General features: G+C 72.4%; 22 protein-coding genes. 5 read left to right on the top strand and 17 right to left on the bottom strand.

Going from position 1 to position 20950, the window contains the following annotated elements:
• Window positions 1–29 precede the first annotated feature (29 nt).
• The gene (locus I8920_RS15390; RefSeq protein WP_198657130.1) at window positions 30–680 is read right to left on the bottom strand and encodes an NAD(P)H-binding protein; all 651 of its coding nucleotides are present in this window, start codon (window positions 678–680) and stop codon (window positions 30–32) included.
• A gap of 175 nt (window positions 681–855) precedes the next feature.
• On the opposite strand from I8920_RS15390, the gene I8920_RS15385 reads away from it, so the two are divergent.
• Together I8920_RS15385 and I8920_RS15380 are read left to right on the top strand one after the other, a co-directional pair.
• Complete coding sequence (locus tag I8920_RS15385) at window positions 856–1341, top strand: DUF4126 family protein (RefSeq protein WP_198657129.1); 486 nt, start codon at window positions 856–858, stop codon at window positions 1339–1341.
• Between the two features lie 110 nt (window positions 1342–1451).
• Window positions 1452–2423, top strand: a complete 972-nt coding sequence (locus I8920_RS15380; protein ID WP_198657128.1) for an NAD-dependent epimerase/dehydratase family protein — start codon at window positions 1452–1454, stop codon at window positions 2421–2423.
• 11 nt (window positions 2424–2434) lie between these two features.
• On the opposite strand, the gene I8920_RS15375 is transcribed toward I8920_RS15380, so the two are convergent.
• From I8920_RS15375 to I8920_RS15360, 4 genes are all read right to left on the bottom strand, one after another.
• The gene (locus tag I8920_RS15375; RefSeq protein WP_198657127.1) at window positions 2435–3628 is read right to left on the bottom strand and encodes an MFS transporter; all 1194 of its coding nucleotides are present in this window, start codon (window positions 3626–3628) and stop codon (window positions 2435–2437) included.
• Window positions 3625–3867: a hypothetical protein gene (locus I8920_RS15370; RefSeq protein ID WP_198657126.1), complete on the bottom strand. Its 243-nt coding sequence runs from the start codon at window positions 3865–3867 to the stop codon at window positions 3625–3627. The genes I8920_RS15375 and I8920_RS15370 overlap by 4 nt, the downstream gene beginning before the upstream one ends.
• A gap of 133 nt (window positions 3868–4000) precedes the next feature.
• Window positions 4001–4879, bottom strand: coding sequence for a helix-turn-helix transcriptional regulator (locus I8920_RS15365; RefSeq protein WP_198657125.1), 879 nt, complete (start codon window positions 4877–4879; stop codon window positions 4001–4003).
• Between the two features lie 55 nt (window positions 4880–4934).
• Entirely contained in the window at window positions 4935–6092 is a 1158-nt protein-coding gene (locus I8920_RS15360) for a PQQ-dependent sugar dehydrogenase (protein WP_198657124.1), read from the bottom strand.
• Window positions 6093–6217: 125 nt separating this feature from the next.
• Between I8920_RS15360 and I8920_RS15355 the strand changes: the two genes are divergently transcribed.
• Window positions 6218–6889 carry an SDR family NAD(P)-dependent oxidoreductase gene (locus I8920_RS15355; protein ID WP_198657123.1) on the top strand — a complete coding sequence of 224 codons (672 nt, stop codon included), beginning with the start codon at window positions 6218–6220 and terminating at the stop codon, window positions 6887–6889.
• Between the two features lie 178 nt (window positions 6890–7067).
• Complete coding sequence (locus I8920_RS15350; RefSeq protein WP_198657122.1) at window positions 7068–7709, top strand: hypothetical protein; 642 nt, start codon at window positions 7068–7070, stop codon at window positions 7707–7709.
• Window positions 7710–7797: 88 nt separating this feature from the next.
• Here the strand turns inward: I8920_RS15350 and I8920_RS15345 are convergent, their stop codons facing one another.
• From I8920_RS15345 to I8920_RS15315, 7 genes are all read right to left on the bottom strand, one after another.
• Window positions 7798–10617, bottom strand: coding sequence for an ABC transporter permease (locus tag I8920_RS15345; RefSeq protein ID WP_198657121.1), 2820 nt, complete (start codon window positions 10615–10617; stop codon window positions 7798–7800).
• Window positions 10614–11342, bottom strand: coding sequence for an ABC transporter ATP-binding protein (locus I8920_RS15340; protein WP_198657120.1), 729 nt, complete (start codon window positions 11340–11342; stop codon window positions 10614–10616). The genes I8920_RS15345 and I8920_RS15340 overlap by 4 nt, the downstream gene beginning before the upstream one ends.
• The gene (locus I8920_RS15335) at window positions 11339–11923 is read right to left on the bottom strand and encodes a PadR family transcriptional regulator (RefSeq protein WP_225558797.1); all 585 of its coding nucleotides are present in this window, start codon (window positions 11921–11923) and stop codon (window positions 11339–11341) included. The genes I8920_RS15340 and I8920_RS15335 overlap by 4 nt, the downstream gene beginning before the upstream one ends.
• A 150-nt stretch (window positions 11924–12073) precedes the next feature.
• Complete coding sequence (locus tag I8920_RS15330; RefSeq protein WP_198657119.1) at window positions 12074–12955, bottom strand: aldo/keto reductase; 882 nt, start codon at window positions 12953–12955, stop codon at window positions 12074–12076.
• A 74-nt stretch (window positions 12956–13029) separates the two neighbouring features.
• Entirely contained in the window at window positions 13030–13617 is a 588-nt protein-coding gene (locus tag I8920_RS15325; RefSeq protein ID WP_198657118.1) for a YdeI/OmpD-associated family protein, read from the bottom strand.
• A 65-nt stretch (window positions 13618–13682) separates the two neighbouring features.
• Window positions 13683–14219 (bottom strand): acyl-CoA thioesterase, encoded by a 537-nt coding sequence (locus I8920_RS15320; protein ID WP_198657117.1) that lies wholly within the window; start codon window positions 14217–14219, stop codon window positions 13683–13685.
• Window positions 14220–14349: 130 nt separating this feature from the next.
• A complete protein-coding gene (locus tag I8920_RS15315) occupies window positions 14350–14583 on the bottom strand; it encodes a hypothetical protein (RefSeq protein ID WP_198657116.1) in 234 nt (77 codons plus the stop codon).
• 110 nt (window positions 14584–14693) lie between these two features.
• On the opposite strand from I8920_RS15315, the gene I8920_RS15310 reads away from it, so the two are divergent.
• On the top strand, window positions 14694–15680 hold the full coding sequence (locus tag I8920_RS15310; RefSeq protein ID WP_198657115.1) for an aldo/keto reductase: 987 nt from the start codon (window positions 14694–14696) through the stop codon (window positions 15678–15680).
• 164 nt (window positions 15681–15844) lie between these two features.
• Here I8920_RS15310 and I8920_RS15305 read toward each other — a convergent pair whose 3' ends face one another.
• The 5 genes from I8920_RS15305 to I8920_RS15285 all read right to left on the bottom strand — a co-directional run bounded on the left by I8920_RS15305 (window position 15845) and on the right by I8920_RS15285 (window position 20795).
• Window positions 15845–16327: an FBP domain-containing protein gene (locus I8920_RS15305; RefSeq protein ID WP_198657114.1), complete on the bottom strand. Its 483-nt coding sequence runs from the start codon at window positions 16325–16327 to the stop codon at window positions 15845–15847.
• A 197-nt stretch (window positions 16328–16524) separates the two neighbouring features.
• Window positions 16525–17229, bottom strand: a complete 705-nt coding sequence (locus I8920_RS15300) for a class I SAM-dependent methyltransferase (protein ID WP_198657113.1) — start codon at window positions 17227–17229, stop codon at window positions 16525–16527.
• Window positions 17230–17260: 31 nt separating this feature from the next.
• A complete protein-coding gene (locus I8920_RS15295; RefSeq protein WP_198657112.1) occupies window positions 17261–18172 on the bottom strand; it encodes a helix-turn-helix transcriptional regulator in 912 nt (303 codons plus the stop codon).
• A 91-nt stretch (window positions 18173–18263) separates the two neighbouring features.
• Window positions 18264–19538, bottom strand: a complete 1275-nt coding sequence (locus I8920_RS15290; protein ID WP_198657111.1) for a hemolysin family protein — start codon at window positions 19536–19538, stop codon at window positions 18264–18266.
• A gap of 144 nt (window positions 19539–19682) precedes the next feature.
• Complete coding sequence (locus I8920_RS15285) at window positions 19683–20795, bottom strand: M23 family metallopeptidase (protein WP_198657110.1); 1113 nt, start codon at window positions 20793–20795, stop codon at window positions 19683–19685.
• Between the last annotated feature and the right edge of the window lie 155 nt (window positions 20796–20950).

Raw genomic sequence — 20950 nt, 5'->3', positions numbered from 1 at the left:
TGTGCTGTCTGCGGGTTGTCGGTGGGCCGTCAGGAGGCGTCGGCGCGCAGGAAGTCCGCGACGGGCGTCGAGCCCCCGTTGAACCGGAACGTGTTGCCCGCGGTGCCCGGGGTCTCGACCACGTCGGCGACCACGTGTGCGACGTCACCGCGGGACACCTCGGCCGCCGAACCGTCCCAGTCCACGGAACCCGTCGGGTCGTCGTCGGTCAGGGTGCTCGGGGCGACGATCGTCCACTGCAGTCCGGAGTCGCGGAGCACGGCGTCGGCGATCATCTTCGACTGCGCGTACGCGAAGAAGTCCTGGTCCTGCGGCACCCCGTGGTCGAGCTGCGAGCCCGCCCACGACACCATCACGTACCGGTCCACACCGGCCTGCTGCGCCCCCTGCACCGAGAGCACCGCGGCGTCGCGGTCGATGGCCCAGGTGCGGTCGGCGGAACCGCCACCGGCACCGGCCGACCACACCACCGCGTCGTGCCCGCGCACCAGGTCGGCGAAGTCGGAAAGGGACTGCTGCTGGATGTCCGCCACGCGGGGTTCGCCGCCGTGGGCGCGGACCTCGTCGGACTGGTCGGCGTCCCGGATGACCGAGGTGACCGAGTGGCCGCGGTCGCTGAGGATGCGGGTTGCCAGGAGTGCGACCTTGCCGTGGCCGCCGAAGACGATGACGTTGCTCATGCGCCGGACGGTACTCGCGGCGGCTCGGTACCCGGGGCACGCGGCGTGGCGGCTCGGGGCGCGCGGCGCGGCGGGCCTGGCGCGCACTGCGTGGTGGCCCCGGGCGGCGGCGCGGTTCCTCGGTGTCCCCGCGGCTCGCGTGCGTACGGTCGGGGTCACCACGACAGGAGACACGATGAGCACGAACAACGAGCAGCACACCCTGGTCCGCACCCTGGCACTCGGCATCCTGAGCGGCGGCCGCAGCGCCACCCCGCTCGCCGTCCTGGCACTCAACCACGACCGGTCCGCGCTGAAGGGCTCGTGGCAGCAGTGGAAGGTCTTCGCCACCCCGCTCGGTCGCGGCCTGCTCGTCGCGTCCGCCGTCGGGGAGCTCATCGGCGACAAGCTGCCGAAGACCCCGAACCGCATCTCGCCCACCGGTCTGATCGGCCGTGTCGCCTCCGGTGCGCTGGCCGGTGCCGCCCTCGGCACCACCGGCAAGCGTGACCTGCGCATCGAGGGCGCGATCCTCGGCGGCGTCGGCGCGATCGTCGGCAGCTTCGTCGGCTGGGCCGCGCGCAAGGCCGTCGGCGCCACCGGGCTGCCCGACCCCGTCGTGGCGCTCGCCGAGGACGCGGCCACCGTGGCCGGCTCGGTGAAGGTCATCACCGGCGACTGAGCCGCAGGCGTTCTGCCCACGAGCGTTTCGTGAGCAGGGATGGTCGGGTCGGTCCGCCGCACCCGACCATTCCTGCTCACCATCTGCGGGGCCGGGCCTACGGTGGCCCCATGCACATCGTCGTCATCGGAGCCACCGGCCACATCGGGACCTTCCTCGTCCCCCGTCTCGTCCGTGCCGGACACCGGGTCACGGCCCTCAGCCGCGGCACGAGCACGCCGTACGCAGACGCCCCCGAGTGGCAGCAGGTCGAGCGGGTGGCCGCCGATCGCGAGCAGGAGGACCGCAACGGTACCTTCGGCGACCGCATCGCCGCACTCGGAGCCGACGCCGTCGTCGACCTCGTCTGCTTCACCGTCGACTCCGCGCGCTCCCTCGTCGAGGCACTCCGCGGCAGCGGCACGCACCTGGTGCACTGCGGTTCGATCTGGCGAGCGGGAGCCTCGCACGTGCTCCCGATCACGGAGGAGAACGCGACCCCGCCGACGGGCGAGTACGGCGTGCAGAAGGACGCCATCGCCCGGATGCTCCAGGATGAAACCGCGTCAGGGGGTTTGTCCACGACCTCGCTGCACCCCGGCCACATCAGCGGTCCGGGCTGGATCCCGATCGGTCCGCTCGGCAACCTCGACACCTCGGTGCTGACCAGGCTGTCCGCCGGCGGAACCGTCGAGGTCCCCGGGCTCGGAGCCGAGTCGATGGCCCACGTGCACGCCGACGACGTCGCACAGGCGTTCCAGCTCGCGGTCGAACAGCGCGAGGCGGCGGCTGGCGAGGACTTCTTCATCACGGCCGCGACGGCGCTCACCGCGCGCGGGTACGCCCACCTGGCAGCGTCGTGGTCCGGCCAGGAGGCCCGGCTCGACTCCGTCACGTGGGACCGGTTCCGCGAGACCACGGCCCCGGAACACGCGGACGCCAGCTGGGAGCACCTGTCGCGCAGCCAGGTGTTCAGCACCGAGAAGGCGGCTCGACTGCTCGGCTACGCGCCCGCGTTCACCGCCGAGGAGACCGTGCTGGACGCCGTGCGCTGGCTCGTCGAGCACGGAGAACTCGAACCACCGAACCCACTCGTCGTCTGACACCGCCGCGGTCAGCGCGGCGCAGATCCGACCACGAGCCCGCGGTCCCGGTGCACGACCCAGACCGTCGCAGCGAACCCGGTCAGCACCGCAGCACCGACCGTGACCGCCGTCCAACCACCGGCGTTCCACAGCACCGACGCCAGCGCCGAGCCGATCGCGCCGCCGACGAAGTTCGCGGTGACGAAGGCCGTGTTGAGCCGGCTCCGCGCCGCCGGGTCGACCGAGAAGAGCCGGGTCTGGTTGAGCACGTTCGCCGCCTGCACCGCGACGTCGAGCAGGAGCACGGCGAGCAGCACCACGACGATCGATCGCGCACCGATGCCGGCCACGACCAGGGACACGAGCAGGAGCACGATCGCTCCCCCGGTGACCGGCACCGACAGGCCGCGGTCGTGCAGTCGTCCCACCCGCTGCGCCGCCACGGCGCCCGCGAGCCCCACCAGACCGACCAGCCCGATGCCGCTGGTGGAGAAGTCGTAGGGGGCGCTGCTCAGCAGGAACGTCAGCGCGGTCCAGAACATCGTGAACACGGCGAACACCGACGAGCTGATCACCAGCGTGACCCGCACGGTCCGGTGGGTCCGGACGGCGCGGAACACCGACAGGACGAGCTGCGGGTAGGGCACCCTGTCGCGGGCTCTGAGCTCCGGGACGGCCCGCCGCAGCAGCAGGGCGAGGACGACCGCGACGACGGCGGCGAGCACGAAGATCGCACGCCACCCGAACGTGTCAGCGACCACGCCGCTGATCGTCCGCGACACCAGGATGCCGGTGAGCACCCCGGACGCGATCGTGCCGACCACGCGTCCGCGCTGTGCGGGGTCGGCGAGGTCCCCGGCCAGCGGGATGAGGAGCTGCCCGGCGACCGTGGTGAGCCCGACCAGTGCCAGGGCGACCAGGAGCGTCGTGAACGTCGGGGCGATCGCGGCGAGCACCAGCGCGACGGCGGAGGCGACGAGCACCCACGGGATGAGCCGTCGGCGATCGAGGACGTCCCCGAGCGGCACGACGAGCAGGATGCCGAGGGCGTAGCCGACCTGGGTCAGCGTGACGAGCAGCCCGGCGAGCGACGCCGACGTGCCGAGCGACGAAGCGATGTCGTCGAGCAGCGGTTGCGACCAGTACAGGTTGCCGACCGCCGCTCCCCCGGCGACGGCGAACAACAGGGTCCTGCCGGTCGACATCTCGTGATGCGTGGTCATGCGTCGGTCGCTCCTCCGTCCGGGACGTCCAGCTTCTGCCGTCGCCGGAAGAGCGCACCCAGGTGCCACGGACCTGGGACGAGCCGCACGGCCGCCTCGGCTCGGACGCGTTCCTCGAGCTCGCGGTCACGGGTGAGCTCGTGGATCTCCTGCTCCGCACGCAGCCGGAACCGCAGGCGCTGCAGGAGACCGAGCGGTGCCGCGGAGGCGGCGTTCCGCAGGGACTCGGTGTCGTTCATGCGCTGATCACTCACTTCGTTCTCGTGACTGTGGACACCCGGCACGGCGCGTGACGCGAGTGGTGACGGCCGGGAGGCGCGGTGCGGGCCCGCCCCGCGCCTCCCGGCCGTCGAGCGGTCGCGACCACCTGCGTCAGGCGAGCTGGCGCGCCCGCTCCGCGATGCCCTCGGTCGCCGCCCACGAGGCCAGTACCCGCAGGGCGTCCGCGGTCGGGCTGCCCGGCGTCGCCGGGTAGATGGTGAGCGCGAGCCCTGGGTCCTCGGCGAGTTCGAGCGTCTGGAAGTGCAGTTCGAGCGGCCCGACGACGCGGTGCCGGAACGACTTCACGCCGGCGTAGTGGCGCCGGACGTCGTGCGCCGCCCAGAGGTCGCGGAAGTCGTCGCTCCGCATCGACAGCTCGCCGATCAGCGCCGCGAGGTCCTTGTCGTTCGGCGTGCGGCCCGCTTCGCGGCGCAGGATCGCCACGTTGATCCGCGCTGCCCGCTGCCAGTCCTGGTAGAAGTCCCGCGCCCGCGGGTCGAGGAAGATGAAGCGCGAGAAGTTCATCGGCCGTGCCGGCGCCGTGACCATGTCCGAGTGCATCGCGAAGCCGAGCGCGTTCGCGGCGACGATGTCCTGCCGGGTGTTGATGATGATCGCCGGGGCGTCCGTGACGACGTCGAGCAGGTACTGCAGCTCGGGTCGGACCGCCGCGACGGGCACGACGCGACCGGCCCGGCGCGGCGTCTCGTTCTGGTGCCGCGACAGGTCGCGCAGGTGCTCCTGCTCGGCGGGGTCGAGCTGCAGGGCCCGGCCGATGGCGTCGAGCACGCTGTCCGAGACCCCCTGCAGGTTGCCGCGCTCGAGCCGCGTGTAGTAGTCGATGCTGACGCCGGCCAGGCGCGCGACCTCTTCACGACGCAGCCCGGTGACGCGGCGCCGCGTGCCGAAGGTCTCGACGCCGGCCTGCTCGGGGGTGATGCGGGCGCGACGGCTGGAGAGGAAGTCGCGCGCTTCGTCGCGGTGGTTCATGCCGTCACCGTACGGCGCGGCGTCCGGCGGGAGCGAGGGGCTGTGGGAACCCCTCTCACGTGCGGGTGATCGGCACCGAGACGATCCGGTCGTCGCCCTCCGCCGGGGTCCCGCGGCCGTCGGTGTTGTTCGTCACGAACCACAGGGTGTCCGACGGGCCCTCGAGCACCGTGCGGATGCGACCGAAGTCGCCGGCGAAGTACTCGGTCGCCGTGTCGGGTTCGTCGGCGGGGACCGCGCGGAGGACCCGGCCCTGCAGGTTCGCGATGAAGACCGTGTCGTCGACGACGGTGAGCCCGCTCGGGGACGCCTCGTCGGTGGACCACTGCTGCACGGGGTCGACGAAGCCCTGGTCCTCGCCGCCGGTGCCCTCGACCTCGGGCCAGCCGTAGTTCGACCCGGGCTCGATGACGTTGAGCTCGTCGTGCGCGTCCTCACCGAACTCCGACGCGAACATCGTGCCGTCCGACGACCACCCCATGCCCTGCACGTTGCGGTGCCCGAGGCTCCACACCGGCGACCCCTCGATCGGGTTGTCCTCGGGGACCTCGCCGTCCGGGGTGAGCCGCAGGATCTTGCCCGCGAGCGATCCCTCGTCCTGCGCGTCCGTGCTCGCGCCGGCGTCCCCGACGCTCGCGTAGAGCATGTCGTCGGGACCGAACGCGATCCGGCCGCCGTCGTGGAACGTGTTCTTCGGCAGCCCGTCGATGATCGTCGTCGCGTCGCCGAGCGCCCACGACCCGGCGCTCCCGGTCAGCTCGTACCGCTGGATCCGGTTGCCGTCGTCGGCCGTGGAGTACACGAACAGGTCGTCGTCGTGCAGCGCGAGCCCGAGCAGCCCGCCCTCGCCGCCGTGGCTGACGCCGTCGACGGTGCCGACCTGGCGGGTGGTGCCGTCGGACCGCAGCTCGAGCACCCGGGCCGAGTCGCGCTCGCTGACCAGCGCGTCGCCGTCGTCACCCGTCAGGACCACCGACCATGGGGCCTCCAGGCCGGTGACCACGTCGCTGGTGTCACCGTCGAGCCCTACCTGACCGGCCGACAGGTCGGCGGGGGCGGTCGCGCGCGCCGACGGCGAGCCGCCCCGGTCGGATCCGTCCTGCTCCGTTCCGCCACCGCTCGAGCAGCCGGTGAGGGCCAGGGCGGCGACGGCGGCGATGCCGGCCGCCGACCAGAGGCGGCGGCTGCGGGGCGTTCCGGCGGGTGTGTCCACGATGATCCTCCCGGGTCGTGGGTCGATCACACTCGCTGTGTTCGGGAAACGCCTGAGGGACCGCGGTGCCCGGCTTGGTTCAGTGGGCGACGGTCGGCACCACGTCGTCCCGGAAGGACCAGCACATGACCACCATCGCCATCGTCGGGGCCGGCAAGGGCCTCGGCCTCGCCGTCGCCGAGCGCTTCGCCCGTGAGGGCTTCGCCGTCGCCCTCATCTCCCGCAACCAGGACCGCCTGGACGGCCTCGCGGCAGAGCTGCGCGAGCGCGGCCACACCGCCGCCGGGTTCGCCGCGAACGTGCGCGACGGGGACTCCCTGCGCGCCGCACTCGAACGCGCCACCGAGCAGCTCGGCCCCATCGAGGTGCTGCAGTACAGCCCGCTCCCCGCCAAGGAGTACATGCGTCCCGTGCTCGAGACCACGGCGGAGGACCTGGTCGGTCCGATCGAGTTCTCGGTCTACGGCTCGGTCAACGCCGTCCGCCAGGTGCTCCCCGGCATGCGCGCGATCGGCCACGGCACGATCCTGTTCGTCAACGGCGGCAGCGCGGTCCGTCCGGGCGCTCGCGTCACCGGAACGTCCGTCGCCTTCGCCGGCGAGAGCGCCTACGCCCAGCTGCTCCACGATGCCGTCCGTGACGAGGACGTGCACGTCGGCCAGCTCATCATCCCGTTCGGCATCGACGACGGACAGCCCGAGCACTCCGGGGAGTCCATCGCCGACCGCCTGTGGACGATCCACACCGAGCGCGGCGACTTCCGCACGTACGCGGAGCCGCTGCCCGAGCTCGCGTGAGCGGCACCGAGTGAGCAGAACGTGACGGGTCCGGAGACGCGACCCGTCGCCTTCTGCTCACTCCGTGACGGACTGGAGGCCCGGGGCGGCGCTGCCACAACCGCGGAAGGATGTGTCTGCGGATGGAGTCGCGACGACGATCCGCCGTGCTGCTCGATGATCCCGTTAGCGTCGGTCCGTGGAACCACAGTCCTTCGACGGTGCAGCCTGGGCAGCCCTGATGCTGCTCATGCCGACGTCGGTGCTGTTCGTCGCCGCGGCACTGCGGCGACTCGGACTCCCGCGGTGGACGTGGTCGCTGTACCTGCTCGGCGTAGCGGGAGGACTCGTGCTCCTGCACTCCGCCGGTCACACCCGGTACGAAGTACCGGAAATCGGATCCGGACTGAACTGGTGGGACTTCGGGCAGTTCGTCGGGCTCGGCCTCGGGCGGATCGGAGTCGGCGCCAACGCCGTCGTGGTGACGGCGTGGATGCTGCGCCGTCCTCGGCTGCACGACGACCAGCTCGACCGATGTGGGACTCGCCTGGTCGTCACGTCGTACCTGGCCATGGCGGTCGCATCGGCACTACCAGCGACGTGGTGGGCCGTCGGTCTCGGGATCGTGCCGCTCCTGATCGAACTGCCGATCGTGGTGGTGAGTTGGGCCTGCCTGGCCCTGGCGCTGGTCCTGGGAAGTCGCCGGATCCCGGGGACACCAGGGGCCGACCGGTCCTCCGATTCCACGTGGCCCGTCGACGCGATCGTGGTCGCCTGGCTCGTGGGGGCGCTGGCCGTCGGGCCGCTGTTCGCCGGGAGCGGTTTGCCGGTCACTTCGTGAGCAGAAGACGTCGAGTCCGAGCAGGCGACTCGACATCTTCTGCTCACGAAGCGCAGCGCACGAGGTGCCGTGCAACGCGCCGCGCGCGTCAGTGCGCCCGTCGCACCGCCACGCGCCGCCGACCCCTCGAGGTCAGCCACGCCCCGGCCGTCACCACGAGGGGCAGGCCGATCGCGAGCAGCGCCAGCACCGGCCAGTCCGGCACGAACGGCAGGTGGTTCACCGCATCCGGGCCCTGGGCGAACCGCAGGGTCAGGGCGCGGATGGGCAGCAGGCCGAGCAGCGTCCCGATCACCGAGCCGACCGTCGCCAGGATCGCCGCCTGCCAGGTGGACACCCCGCGTCGGAGTCGCGGGGCGGCACCGATCGCGTCGAGCACCTCGTCGTCCCGCCGCCCGTCGGACCGCGCGAGACCGATCGCCACCGTCGTCGCACCGATCGTCACGGCGGCAGCCAGGGCCAGCACGATCGCCCGGACCAGCGCGCCGTGGTCGACCGGACCGGTCTCGTAGATGAACGACGGGCCGCCCCACCGGTCACGGTCGTCGCCGCCGAAGCTCTGCCACGCCGAGCTCAGCTCGTCCCACTGGGCCGGCTGGATGTCGTGGGGCAGCGTCGTGACGAGCATGCCGTCCACCGCGGGCACGTCGTAGCGCTCGGCGGTGGCCTTCGTCATGAACACGCCGACCTGGATCCGCGGGGTCTGGACGTCGAGCACGGCCGGGATCGTCACGCTCGTGTCTGGCCGGGTCCGCTCGGTGATGGTCGGGCTCTCCCACGTGCGGTCGTGGAAGGTGTCGATGCGGACCGTGCCGTCGTGGGCGTACTCGGGCCACAGCGAGATCGCCCGGCCGCCCTCCAACGCGTCCCGGACGGCTGCGGACGGCCGGTGCCCGGTGAGCACGGCGTAGTCGTCCACCGTGCCCGTCCAGACGTGCGGGGTCGAGGTGTAGGTCGGGTCCAGGTAGGTCGAGCACGTCGTGGTGTCGTTCGTCGGGCAGTCGTACGGCGTCCAACGGTGCGCCACCGTGATGGTCGAGGGGGTGTCATCGAGCGAGTCGTTCGTGACGCCGAGCACCCGGATGCGGTCCTGGTCGAACACGCCGGCGACGACCTTCGCCGCGTGCGCGGTGAGTGCGTCGTCGTGCTGCCCGGCCGACCCCTCCTCGGTCATGGCCTGCACCTCGGACGTGGCGACGCCGACGGCCGTCGTGTACTCGTACCCGCGGACGTACTGCGCGTGGCTCGAGGCGCTCCAGGTGATCACGACCGACGCGACGAACACGACGCTCATCACGCTCGCGAGCACGGGGACCGTCCGCACCGGGTTCCGGCGGGCGTCGCGGGCGGCCAGGCGCGCGGACAGTCCGGCGCGTGCGGTCAGTCGCGTGACGAGGGCGAGCAGCCACGGCGAGCAGATCGCGATGCCGAGCTGCATCAGGCACGGCCCGATCGCGACGCCGGCACCGACGACCCACGCCCAGTGGTCCTGCTGCACCCGTCGGTCGTTCAGCATGAGCACGCCGACCCCGCAGGCCAGCGTCATCACGGCGCCGAGGACCACGAGCAACGGTCCCCAGATGCGCCGACGACGACGGGCCGGACGGCTGACGGGCACCGGACGGAGCGAGCCCCGCAGTGCCGCGAGCACGTTGATCCGGGTCGCCGACCGTGCCGCGACGAGCGCGGAGACGAGTCCGGCGAGCACCCCGGCGGCGGCGATGGACAGCAGCAGGAGCGGCGGCACGTGCAGCCCGGGGAAGGACACCACGTTGCCGTTGTCGACCAGGCGGAACGCGAGCACGCCGAGCCCGGTGCCGACGGCGACCCCGAGGACCGCTCCGACGACCCCGAGCACGAGCCCGGACCCTGCGACGACGGCGCGGACGAACCGCTTGTCCCCGCCGACGCTCGTGACGATGGCGTACGAACGGGTGTCGGCGCGGGTACCGACCAGGAACGCGGCCCCGGCGAGCAGGGCGACCTCGAACATGGCGAAGACGCCGAACAACGCCATCGCCCCGAGGTACCAACCGACCGAGAACCCCTGCCCGGCACCGGCCAACCGGGCGTCCGGCGGGTCGAGCACCACGGGTCGTGACTGCACGACGATGCCGTGCGCGTTGAGCTGCCGGATCTCCGACCAGGTGGGCGGATCGGTCGGCAGGTAGACGGTGACGTCGGAGAGTCCGGCGTCGTCGGTCGTGTCGGTCGTCGCCAGCGTCGTGCCCCACGGCAGGAACACGCCCTGCGCGTCGGGGTCGGCACCGAGGTCGACCATGGTGCCGGTGATCGTGAAGCGCTTGGTGACCGGGTCGGTCAGGTCCACGGTGTCGCCGATCCGGGCGCCGAGCCGCTCGAGGGTCGCGGGGGTGACCATCAGCTGCCCGCGCGCGGTCGGCGTGGCGCCATCGAGCACGCGCCAGTGCCCCTCGAGGGACGGGTCCCAGGCGCTGCCCTCGACCGCGGTCAACCCGACCGGTCCCCCCGACCCCTGCACGACGACCGGCGTGCTGCCGATCGGGATCGACAGTGCGCCGTCGGGTACGTGGGCCAGGACGTTCGCGAAGGGCGAGTCCTCGTCCGACTCCGTGACGGGGCTGTTCCGCTCCGAGTCCGTGAACTCCCACTGCACCGGGTCCTGCACCATGCCGGGCAGGTCCGGGCCAGACACGCGCATCTGCGCCCGTGCCTGGCCGAGGTCGTAGTCCAGCCGCTCGGTGACCGTGGCCTGCGTCGACTGCACCACGACGGCCACGGCCGCGAACCCCGCCGTGGGGATGCCGATGAGGGCGACGATCAGGGCCGCCCGCCCCGTCTTCGCGAACGCCAGTCGACGCCCCAGTCGGAGCGCCGGTCTCAGGGCGAACGGCGTCCGGCCGGTCCCGGCACGCCGACCCCGGCTCACGAGGCGGTCCGGTCCGTCAGCGCCGCCTCGACGCCCGAGTACACGGTCTCGTCGACCACCCGACCGTCGCGCAGGAACACGATCCGGTCCGCCCAGGCAGCGTGCCGGGCGTCGTGGGTCACCAGGAGCGCACCGGCCCCTGCGTCGACGTGCCGCCGGAGCATGCGGAGCACGACCTCGCCGGTCTGCGAGTCGAGGGCGCCGGTCGGTTCGTCAGCGAGCACGAGCCGGCGCTCGCCGACCACCCCACGGGCGATCGCGACGCGCTGCTGCTGCCCGCCCGACAGGTCGTCGGGGTAGGCGTCGGCGCGGTGCGACAGCTCGACGTTGTCGAGTGCGAGCTCCGCGGCACGGCGGGCCTGCGACGCCTTCCAGCCGTCGAGCTCGAGCGGCAGCGCCACGTTCTCGACCGCGGTCAGCGAGGGGATGAGGTTGAAGTCCTGGAACACGAACCCGACGAGTCGGCGACGCAGGGCCGCGAGTTCCCGGGCGGGACGGTCGGCCACGTAGTCACCGTCGATGAGCACCTCGCCGCTCGTTGGCGGCAGCAGGGTGCCGGCGCAGGCGAGCAGCGTCGACTTGCCCGAGCCGGAGGTGCCCATCACGGCCACCATCTCGCCGCGCTCGACCCGCAGGTCGATGCCGGCCAGGGCCGTGACGGCCTTCGCACCGGAGCCGTAGTGCACGCTCACGGCGTCGAGCTGCAGGAGCGGGGCGGCGGTCACCGTGCGCTCCGGGCAGCGGCAGCGGCAGCGGCCGCGTCGGCACTGGCAGGCGCCGCAGGGTGCTCGTCCGGCCGGTACCGCGCGACACTCGACTCCACGTGGTCGAGCCAACGCACCTCGGCCTCGGCCTGGAACACCATCGACTCGAGCACGAGCGACCACGCCAGGTCGGTTGCCGGGTCCGTCGTGCGCTTCAGCCGGGTCAGGTCCTGCAGGTTCCGGATCGCCGCTCCGCGCTGCACCTGGACGAGCCGGGCGACGTCGACGCCGGGGACCGTGACGGCCAGGGCGAACTTGATCGCCAGCTCGTCACGACCGCGCTTCGCCGGTACGGGCTCGCTGAACCAGCGCGCCACTTCCTCGCGACCCGCGTCGGTCGCCGTGTAGACGACGTGGCCGTCGTCGTCGGCGTCGCCGCGGGCCACGAGGCCGTCGCGTTCCAGGCGGTCGAGGGTCGTGTAGACCTGGCCGATGTTCAGCGGCCAGCTCCCGCCGGTGCGGTGCTCGAACTCCCCCCGGAGCTGGTACCCGTATCCGGGTCCCCCCACCAGCAGCGCGAGTACGCCCATCCGAACGCTCATGACACTCCCCCGTCTCGTCCTCCTGGACATACTGAGTATGCACATACCCGGTATGTGGGCGCAAGCAGGGATCCGGTCAGCAAAGGAACGAACGGGAGGCGCGGTGCCAGCTGGCACCGCGCCTCCCGCCCGTCTGCTGGTCGCGTCGGGTCAGTGACCCAGCTTCGCGAGCTCCTCGAACTCGTCGTCGGTCAGCTCGACCGTCGCACCCGCGAGGTTGTCGTCCAGGTGCGCGACGCTCGACGTGCCGGGGATCGGCAGCATCACCGGGGAGCGCTTGAGCAGCCAGGCGAGCGCGAGCTGTGCCGGGGTGGCGCCCTTGCGCTCGGCGATCTCGGTCAGCGGCGAGTCCTCGCCGGTCAGACCACCGGTGGCCAGGGGGAACCACGGGATGAAGCCGATGCCCTGCTCCTCGGACCAGTCGAGCAGTTCCTCGGCGTCGCGCTTCTGCAGGTTGTACAGGTTCTGGACGGAGACGATCGTGGCGATCTCCTGCGCGGCCTTGACCTCGTCGACGGAGACCTCGGACAGGCCGATGTGGCGGATCTTGCCCTCGTCCTGCAGCTTCTTCAGCTCGCCGACCTGGTCCTCCAGCGGGACCTTCGGGTCGATGCGGTGCAGCTGGAACAGGTCGATGCGCTCGAGGCCGAGGCGGCGGAGACTCATCTCGGCCTCCTGCCGCAGGTACTCCGGGCGGCCGACCGGCGGCCACTCGTTCGGGCCGGTGCGGGTCAGGCCGGCCTTCGTGGCGATGACGACGTCGTCGCCGTAGGGGTGCAGGGCCTCCTTGAGGAGGTCCTCGGCGACGTAGGGGCCGTACGAGTCGGCGGTGTCGAAGAAGTTCACGCCGAGCTCGACCGCACGCTTGAGGACGCGGATCGCCTCGTCGTGGTCCTTCGGCGGTCCCCAGACGCCAGGGCCGGTGAGCTGCATGGTGCCGTAGCCGAGGCGGTTGACCTCGAGGTCGCCGCCGATGCGGAAGGTGCCGGAGGACGCGGCCGGACGGTTCGTGGTGTCAGTGCCTGTGGTCATGACCCCGGTCTACGCCGGGTGCGTGGCTGCTCTCTGAGCGGGTGTCCCCCGACGGCTTGGCGTGCTCGCAGAGTCTACGGACGGGCGGGCCGCGGGTACGGGGTCTCGCCGCGTTCGAGCCCGCCGACGAGCTTGGTGAGTCGGTTCGTCCGCACCGTGGCGTTCGGGGCGGTGGTGATCCGGTGCAGGACGGCGTACCGGTTCGTGGCGTCGAGCTCGGCGAACAGGGCCGCCGCCGCGGGCGCAGCGTCGAGGGCGGCCTGCAGGTCCACGGGCACGGTGGCGGTCGCCGCCCCGGCGTAGGCGCGGTCCCACCGGCCGTCGGCCTTGGCGCGTTCGATCTCGGCGTGCCCGCGCTCCCGCATCCGGCCGTCGGCGATCAGGGTCGCGACCAGGCCGAGGTTCCGCTGCGACCACAGCGAGGCCTTCCGGCGTGGGGTGAAGCGCTGGCGGAACGTCGTCGCATCGCGGCCGCGCCGCTGGCCGTCGATCCAGCCGGAGCACAGCGCCTCGTCGAGGGCGGCGTCGTAGGTCAGGGTCGTCGGGTCCGTCACGCCCTTCTTGGCGAGGACGAGCCAGACGCCGTCGGAGTCGTCCTCGTGGTCGTCGAGCCAGGCGCGCCAGGCCGCGGGATCGGGCAGCACGAGGTCGACGACGTCCATGCGGTCATCGTAGAGCGGACGGCGGACGCGGTCGCACGGTTGGCGACGGACAGTCCGCGGCCGGCTCAGCTCGCGCTGCTGCTGATCCGGGTCGCCGTCGCCCACTCGTGCACCCAGTCCGGCACCGTCAGGTCGCGGTCCGGCGCACCCGCTGCCGCGAGCAGGTCCGCCGTCGGGACCGTCCCGCCCGAACGCCGCAGGAACCGGGCCTGCACCACGGCCCGCGCCACCACGGCACCGCCGCGCTCGAACGTCTGCTCGAGGTACACCGCACGCTCGTCGACCCCGAGCACGCGGGTGCGCAGGTCGAACCGCTGCCCCAGCGTCAGGGAGCGCTTGTACGTGATCGTCTGCGCCGACACCACCGGGTACCAGCCGTGCTCGGACAGGGCCGACCAGTAGCCGGAGCGGAGCATCAGGTCGAGGCGACCGAGGTCGAGCATCGACAGGTACTTGCCGTTGTTGACGTGCCGCAGCGGATCGAGGTCCGTGGGGACGACCCGGAACGGCGTGCGCACCTCGTCCCACAGCGATGCCCTCCGCCCGCCGAGCCGACGACGCACGCGCACCTGCAGCAGGAACAGTCGGAGGTACAGGTTCACGGGACGATCACACCAGTGCTCCGCGGGTCCGGGCCAGCGGGTTGGAGGAACCGCACCAGGTGCGAGCGGGCCGTACGGCCGTCGACGCACTGCTCCCGACAAGCACCGGGACGCCCAGCCAAGAGGTCGATCAGCCGGGGAACGCGCCGCCAGCACCGGTCACGCCCGGGTGGGCGGACTTGGCGAGGCCCTCGGTGACGGCGTGCGCTGCTTCTGCGTCGGCGCGCGCACGGCCGCCGGCCGCCGGGTCACCGGCGTCCAGGTGGTCGAGTGCGCGCCGTCGACGGCGGTTCTGCACCTCGAGCACGGTGAGCAGTGCCGCGATGACGACGACCACGGCGATGACGGTCCACACGACGGTCATGATCTTCCCCCAGACCGGGGCCCCTGCCCCGTCACCGGCAGCGTAGCGCGGCCGAGGCGGGTACAGCCAGTGCCTCCCGACGGACCGCCGCCCGGGAGTAGACCTGCAGCATGCAGACACGCAAGCTCGCACACCTCGAGGTCGGACCGATCGGCCTCGGAACCATGGGCATGAGCGCCTTCTACACGGGCGCCGGTACCGACGACGACGAGTCGATCCGCACCATCCACCGCGCGATCGACCTCGGCGTCACCCTGTTCGACACCGCCGAGGCGTACGGCCCCTACACGAACGAGGAACTCCTGCGCCGTGCGCTCGAGGGTCGCCGTGACGACGTCGTCATCGCGACGAAGTTTGGGTTGTACACACACGAGGCCGGCGAGGAGACGCCGCCGCAGCAGCGCGGGATCTCCAGCCAGCCCGAGTCCGTGCGCGAGGCCCTCGAGGGCTCGCTCCGCCGACTCGGCACCGACCACATCGACCTGTACTACCAGCACCGCGTCGACCCCGCGGTGCCGATCGAGGACGTCATCGGTCAGCTCGCCGGCTTCGTGCAGGAGGGCAAGATCCGCCACATCGGGATGTCCGAGGCGAGTGCCGCGACGATCCGCCGGGCACACGCCGTCCACCCGATCACGGCCCTGCAGAGCGAGTACTCGCTGTGGACGCGCGACCCCGAGGGCGACGTGCTCGACACCCTGCGCGAGCTCGGCATCGGCCTGGTGCCGTACTCGCCGCTCGGCCGCGGGTTCCTGACCGGTGCGATCACCAAGCCGTCGGACCTGGACGCCGACGACTTCCGTCTGGCGAACCCGCGGTTCCAGCAGGAGGCGTTCGCGCAGAACATGCGCATCGTCGACGCCGTCAAGGAGATCGCGGCCGAGGTCGGTGCCACCCCGGCACAGGTCTCGCTCGCCTGGCTGCTGGCCCAGGGCGACGACGTCGTCCCGATCCCCGGCACGAAGCGCGTCTCGCGCCTCGAGGAGAACGTCGGCGCAGCCGAGGTGGCCCTCACGGCGGACCAGCTGGCGCGCCTGTCGGCGCTGCCCGTCCCGACCGGTGACCGCTACCCCGACATGTCGACCATCGGCCGGTAGACGCGACCGGTTGACGGCCTGGAGGCCCGTGGCGGATCCGTCACGGGCCTCCAGTCCGTCGTCGGTCGCGTCCGCGGACGCGAGACGCCGGCGTCAGCACGAGACGCCTCCGGATCCGGCGGCGTCTCGCTGACTCGGCGGCGTCTTCCGAGGACGCCGGCGTCTCAGACCTCAGCGGCGAAGGACGCGGCGCGGAGCTGCAGGTCCTCGATGCGCTGCAGGCGCGCGGCCTCGACGTCGTAGCCCTCGTACGCCGGCGGCGGCAGCTTCCGGACGTTCCGCGAGCACTGGAAGTCCTGGCACACCAGGGTGCCGACCGTGTTGCCGTTCCGGCCGGCCGGACCCGACCGCTTCGCGCTGTAGAAGGCGACGTCGTTCGGCAGCTTGACGTCCTGGCACCACGAGCACTGCGCGCGGGAACGGGGCGAGGCCTCGGCCTGCCGGAACAGGATGCCGACCAGCTCGCCGTCCAAGGTCGGCACGACGGCGTACGCACGCCGGCCGATCTTCGGGTCGCGCCAGCCGAGGTAGTCGAGCGCGTCCCAGTCGAGGGTCTCGAAGCCGGCGGGCAGGGTGAGGTCGGACACCTCCTTGCGCGAGGCGTTGACGAAGGACGTGCGGATGGTCTTCTCCACGATGGGGAGCATGGGTGATCGCTTTCGTACGGACCCGGGGCGTGCGGACGCACACCGCACCGGGCAGAGGAGGTCAGGGTTCGACGAGGGCGGCCGCGCCCGAGGGCACGACCGAGGGCCTCACGCCCTGATGTCGGCGATACGGGCGCCGACCACCTCCTGGAAGCTCACCCGATCAGCCTACGACCAGGTGTCAAGCCCGGCTGCGGTCAGTTCGGCGTCGCCGTGACCAGGACGAGCGAGCCCTCGTACGTCGGGCGGATCCGGAGCGACCCGTGCCGTCGGTCCCACTCCCCTGACTCCAACGCGGTCCGGAGCGCGGCCACCGACCGTCGGACGGTCACCTCGTCGACCAGGCCCCACGCCGGATCCGCCCGGCGCACACCGGGGTCGAGCAGGCGTTCGGGGCGGGCGTAGTACGCCTCGGAGAACCCGTCCACGCACGTGAACGGGATCGGCAGCGGGGTGCTGGTCACCGTGTCGTCGCCGAGCGCATCGGCGAACCGCGGCAGTGCCGGGTGGCGACGGGCGTCGGAGGCGAGTACCTCGGGGGCGTACTCGGCGAGCCAGGAGCGCCCGATCCGGTCGGGGTCGAACGTCACGATCACGATCGGACCCCGGGTGACCCGGCGGACCTCGGCGAGGCCGCGTTCCAGGTCGTCCCACTCGGGCACCGAGAAGGTCGTCACCGCGGCGTCGAAGGTGTCGTCGGCGAAGGGCAGGTCCTGGGCGGGCGCCACCGCCGTCACCTCGCGGTCGCTCGGCGCGTACGACCCGCCGACGCCGGTGCCGATGTCGAGCACGCTCCGGGCGTCACCGACGGCCTTCGCGACCGCGCGGGCGAACGCGGGTTCGGCCCGCCGGTACCGCCGGTGGTCGGTGTCGCCGGCCGAGCCGTCCGTCGTCCTCGTCACGTCTCCACCTTCCGGACGGCCAGCGGCGGGGTCAGTCGACCGACTCGGACGCGGACTCCGACTCGCGCAGGGCCGCGTACTGCTCGACCCGCTCCGTCGCCGCCCAGCTGCCGAGCAACGCGAGCGACCGCTCCGACTCGCTGCCCGGTTCCGCGGAGTACGAGAACATCGTCAGCCCGGGGTCTCCCACCAGCTCGAGCGCCTCGTAGGCCAGCTGCAGGTCGCCGACGACCGGGTGGTCGATCCGCTTCCTGCCGGTCCGCTGCACCCGGACGTCGTGCGCGGCCCACCAGCCACGGAACTCCTCGCTGCGGGTGGACAGCTCCCCGACCAGGGTGATCAGGCCGGGCTCGCAGGGGTTCGACACCGCAGCGGCCCGCAGGACGGCGACGGCGTCCTTCGCGGTCTGCGCCCACTCGGGGAAGAAGTCGTGGGCAGCGGGGTCGAGGAAGATGAAGCGGGCGGTGTTCACCGGGCGCCCGGGGCCGGCGAACATCGGGGCGTACAGGGCACGACCGAGCTCGTTCGTCGCGACGACGTCCCCGCGCTCGTTCCGTACCCACGCCGGTGCCCCGGTGATCGCGTCGAGCAGGCGCTGCACGCCGGGTCGTACCCGGGTGGGCACGTCCCGGTGCATCACCTTGACGCCGGAGTTCGCCAGCCGCGCGAGGTCGGTCAGGTGCACACGCTCGTCCTCGTCGAGCTGCAGCGCGGTCGCGAGGCCGTCGAGCACGCTGTCGGAGACACCCTTGAGCGAGCCGCGTTCGAGCCGCGTGTAGTAGTCGACGCTGACGCCGGCGAGCATCGCGACCTCGTGTCGACGCAGCCCGGGGACCCGTCGCACCCCGCCGCCGAACGACGGCATGCCGACCTGCTCGGGGGTGAGCCGCGCCCGCCGGCTGGACAGGAAGTCGCGGATCTCGTTGCGCACGTCGATACCCATGGGGAGAGCGTACGTGTCGCGGCCGTGCGTGCGAGCCGGACCGGGGATGGACGGGAGGCCCGTGGCGGGCGCCGCCACGGGCCTCCCGTCCTCAGACGGTCGCGTCCGTCGAGATCCGCACGCGTGCGACGCGGTGACCGTCCATGGCGGTCACCTCGAGGCGGTGGTCGCCCGCCGTCACCACGTCACCGACCTCGGGGATGCGGTCGAGGTGCACCTGCACGAGCCCGCCGACCGTCTCGTAGTCGCCGTCCGGCAGCGCCGGGCCGCCGTCGGCGACCAGGTCCTCGAGCACGGTGGCCCCGTCGACGCCGTCGAGGTCCGGTGCCGGCCCGTCGTGCTCGGCGGTGTCCCACTCGTCCCGGATGCGGCCGACGAGGTCCTCGAGCAGGGCCTCGAGTGTGACCATCCCGGCGCTGCCGCCGTACTCGTCGACCACCAGGGCGATCTGGTGCCCGTCGGTGCGCATGTCGGCGATCGCGCTCGACAGCGACTTCGTCTCGGGCAGGGCGAGCACCGGCCGCACGAGCGTGGCGACGGGAGCCGCGGGGTCGGTCGGACGGAGCAGGTCGCGCAGGTGCACGAAGCCCGTGACCTCATCGCGCCCGCCCGAGGTGACGAGGTACCGGGTGTGCCCGGCGTCGATCGCGTGGTCGGTGGCCTCGGCGACGGTCAGCCCGGCGTCGATGGTGGACACGTCGTACCAGGGGCGCATCGACTCGCGCAGGATCCGTCCGCCGGCGTCCAGGGCACTGCGGGCGATCCGGCGGCCCTGCTCGTCGACGCCGGTGTGCTCGTCGACCAGGCCGCGGAGCTCCTCGGTGCTCATCGACTCGCTGCGGGCGTCCGGGTCGCCGCCGAGCAGGCGCACGACGGTGTCGGTCGACCTCGACAGCAGCCAGATCACCGGTCGCATGAGCACGGCGAAGCGTTCGAGCGTCGGGGCGACGGCCATCGAGAAGCCCTCGGCGCGCTGCAGGGCGAGTCGCTTCGGCACGAGCTCGCCGAACACGAGCGACAGGTACGCGATGACCAGGGTCATCAGCACGAGCGCGACGGCCTCGGCCGCACCCTGGTCGAGCCTGAGGCCCCGGAACAGCGGCGCGACGTCGGGTGCGATCGAGGACGCACCGTACGCGGCGGAGAAGAACCCGGCGACCGTCACGCCGATCTGCACGGCGGAGAGGAACCGGTTCGGGTCGCGGCCGAGCTCGGCGACCCGCAGGCCACGGGGACCCCGGCGCTCGAGCTGCTGCAACTGCGACTCACGGAGGGAGACGAGTGCGATCTCGGCGGCGGCGAACACCCCGCCGACCAGCACGAAGAGGATGACGAGCCCGAAGGCGATCCAGGTGTCAGCGCCCATCAGCGGGCAGCCGCCTCGGATCGACGACGGGCGGGCGGTCTGTGGTGATCGTCCATGCCTGTGAGTCTGCACAGGTCAGCTGGGACGACACCGCGACGGTGCTCGACGCGGACTGTGCGTCTCGCGTCGGTGTCGGGCGGACCGCTAGAGCGTGAGCGAGCGACCGATGCGGGCTTCGAGCCACGCCTCGGGGTCGATCGGGGTGACGCCGTCCATCAGGACCTCGAGGTGCAGGTGGGCACCGGTCGAGACACCGGACGACCCGACGAGGCCGATGAACTGGCCCGCCCCGACCTGGTCGCCGACCTTGAGCGGAGACGACCCGGGGATCATGTGCCCGTAGAGCGTGGAGACCTGGCGACCGTCGACGACGTGGTCGATGATGACGGCGTTGCCGTACGAGAAGTACGTGCCGGACACCCGGACGGTCCCGGCGGCGACCGCGCCGATCGGCGTGCCCATGCCCGGCGTGAAGTCGAGGCCCTGGTGCAGCGACGAGCACGCGCCACACGGTGCCGCCCGGTAGCCGAAGCCCGAGCTCATCTGCACCGGCCCGGGGAACGGGGAGCGCACGTCGCCGCCGAACGACACCGCGCCGTCGGCCTCGTCGGCGGTCGCGTTGCTCGCCGTCGACGATGCGGTCACGGTCTTGGGGGCGCCGCCGCCGACGGTGAAGCCGTCGCGGTCGAACCCGCTGGCGGTGACGGCCTGGGTGACGGCGTAGTCCTGCGTGCGGACGATCGGGGCGATGGTGGAGGTGGCCATCGCCGTGCCGGCGCTGGCGTGTGCGGGCATCGCCGACGCCGCGAACATCGCGATGGCGGCGGCGGCGCTGGTGAGCGTGATGCGCCCGGCACGGCCCGACCGGGAGGCGCGGGGTGCGGTGCCGGGGCGGGGAGCACGCGGAGCGGGGCGGCGGACGACGCGCTGGATGCGGCTGTCGACGTGCTCGGTGGTGGCGCGGGCTGCCGTGGCGCGGCGGCCGGCCGGCGTGGTGCTCGCGGCGGTGGAGGCCGTCGAGGCGACGACGACGGCGGGCTTCGCGGCCTTCGCCACGCGTGCCGGCTTCGCGGTCTTCGCCGGCTTCGCAGCCTTCGCCGCGACCGGGGCTGCGGCGGGCCTGGGTGCCTTCGCGGCGCGGGCCGGCTTGGTGGGCTTCGCTGCCTTCGCGGCGCGCTCGGCCTCGAGGGCAGCGCGACGGGACAGGTGCACCACCGGGGTCGCCGGGTGCTGATCGGGTTCGGGTGCAGTCGTCATGGCCGCCAACCATTCTGCACGACTCTGTCGAGTTGTACAGGGGTTCTCGTGATCTTTTCGTTACCGAATGTGCTGGGAGGGTCCTGACGACCCCCGCGGGCACCGTTCCCCGGCTCGTCCCCGTCGGTAGGTTCGACGGGAGCGACGGAAGGACC

The organism is Curtobacterium sp. YC1 (assembly GCF_016267665.1).
Classification (GTDB): Bacteria; Actinomycetota; Actinomycetes; order Actinomycetales; family Microbacteriaceae; genus Curtobacterium.
This window is presented reverse-complemented; position numbering and strand designations above follow the sequence as displayed.

Excerpts from the sequence above, each read along its gene's own strand:
- I8920_RS15310 (WP_198657115.1), top strand. The coding sequence starts at position 14,694 with ATGCAGACACGCAAGCTCGCACACCTCGAGGTCGGACCGATCGGCCTC.
- I8920_RS15335 (WP_225558797.1), bottom strand. The coding sequence starts at position 11,923 with ATGAGCGTTCGGATGGGCGTACTCGCGCTGCTGGTGGGGGGACCCGGA.
- I8920_RS15285 (WP_198657110.1), bottom strand. The coding sequence starts at position 20,795 with ATGACGACTGCACCCGAACCCGATCAGCACCCGGCGACCCCGGTGGTG.
- I8920_RS15290 (WP_198657111.1), bottom strand. The coding sequence starts at position 19,538 with ATGGGCGCTGACACCTGGATCGCCTTCGGGCTCGTCATCCTCTTCGTG.
- I8920_RS15370 (WP_198657126.1), bottom strand. The coding sequence starts at position 3,867 with ATGAACGACACCGAGTCCCTGCGGAACGCCGCCTCCGCGGCACCGCTC.
- I8920_RS15315 (WP_198657116.1), bottom strand. The coding sequence starts at position 14,583 with ATGACCGTCGTGTGGACCGTCATCGCCGTGGTCGTCGTCATCGCGGCA.
- I8920_RS15305 (WP_198657114.1), bottom strand. The coding sequence starts at position 16,327 with ATGCTCCCCATCGTGGAGAAGACCATCCGCACGTCCTTCGTCAACGCC.
- I8920_RS15390 (WP_198657130.1), bottom strand. The coding sequence starts at position 680 with ATGAGCAACGTCATCGTCTTCGGCGGCCACGGCAAGGTCGCACTCCTG.
- I8920_RS15325 (WP_198657118.1), bottom strand. The coding sequence starts at position 13,617 with ATGGACGTCGTCGACCTCGTGCTGCCCGATCCCGCGGCCTGGCGCGCC.
- I8920_RS15355 (WP_198657123.1), top strand. The coding sequence starts at position 6,218 with ATGACCACCATCGCCATCGTCGGGGCCGGCAAGGGCCTCGGCCTCGCC.
- I8920_RS15295 (WP_198657112.1), bottom strand. The coding sequence starts at position 18,172 with ATGGGTATCGACGTGCGCAACGAGATCCGCGACTTCCTGTCCAGCCGG.
- I8920_RS15330 (WP_198657119.1), bottom strand. The coding sequence starts at position 12,955 with ATGACCACAGGCACTGACACCACGAACCGTCCGGCCGCGTCCTCCGGC.
- I8920_RS15365 (WP_198657125.1), bottom strand. The coding sequence starts at position 4,879 with ATGAACCACCGCGACGAAGCGCGCGACTTCCTCTCCAGCCGTCGCGCC.
- I8920_RS15375 (WP_198657127.1), bottom strand. The coding sequence starts at position 3,628 with ATGACCACGCATCACGAGATGTCGACCGGCAGGACCCTGTTGTTCGCC.
- I8920_RS15385 (WP_198657129.1), top strand. The coding sequence starts at position 856 with ATGAGCACGAACAACGAGCAGCACACCCTGGTCCGCACCCTGGCACTC.
- I8920_RS15380 (WP_198657128.1), top strand. The coding sequence starts at position 1,452 with ATGCACATCGTCGTCATCGGAGCCACCGGCCACATCGGGACCTTCCTC.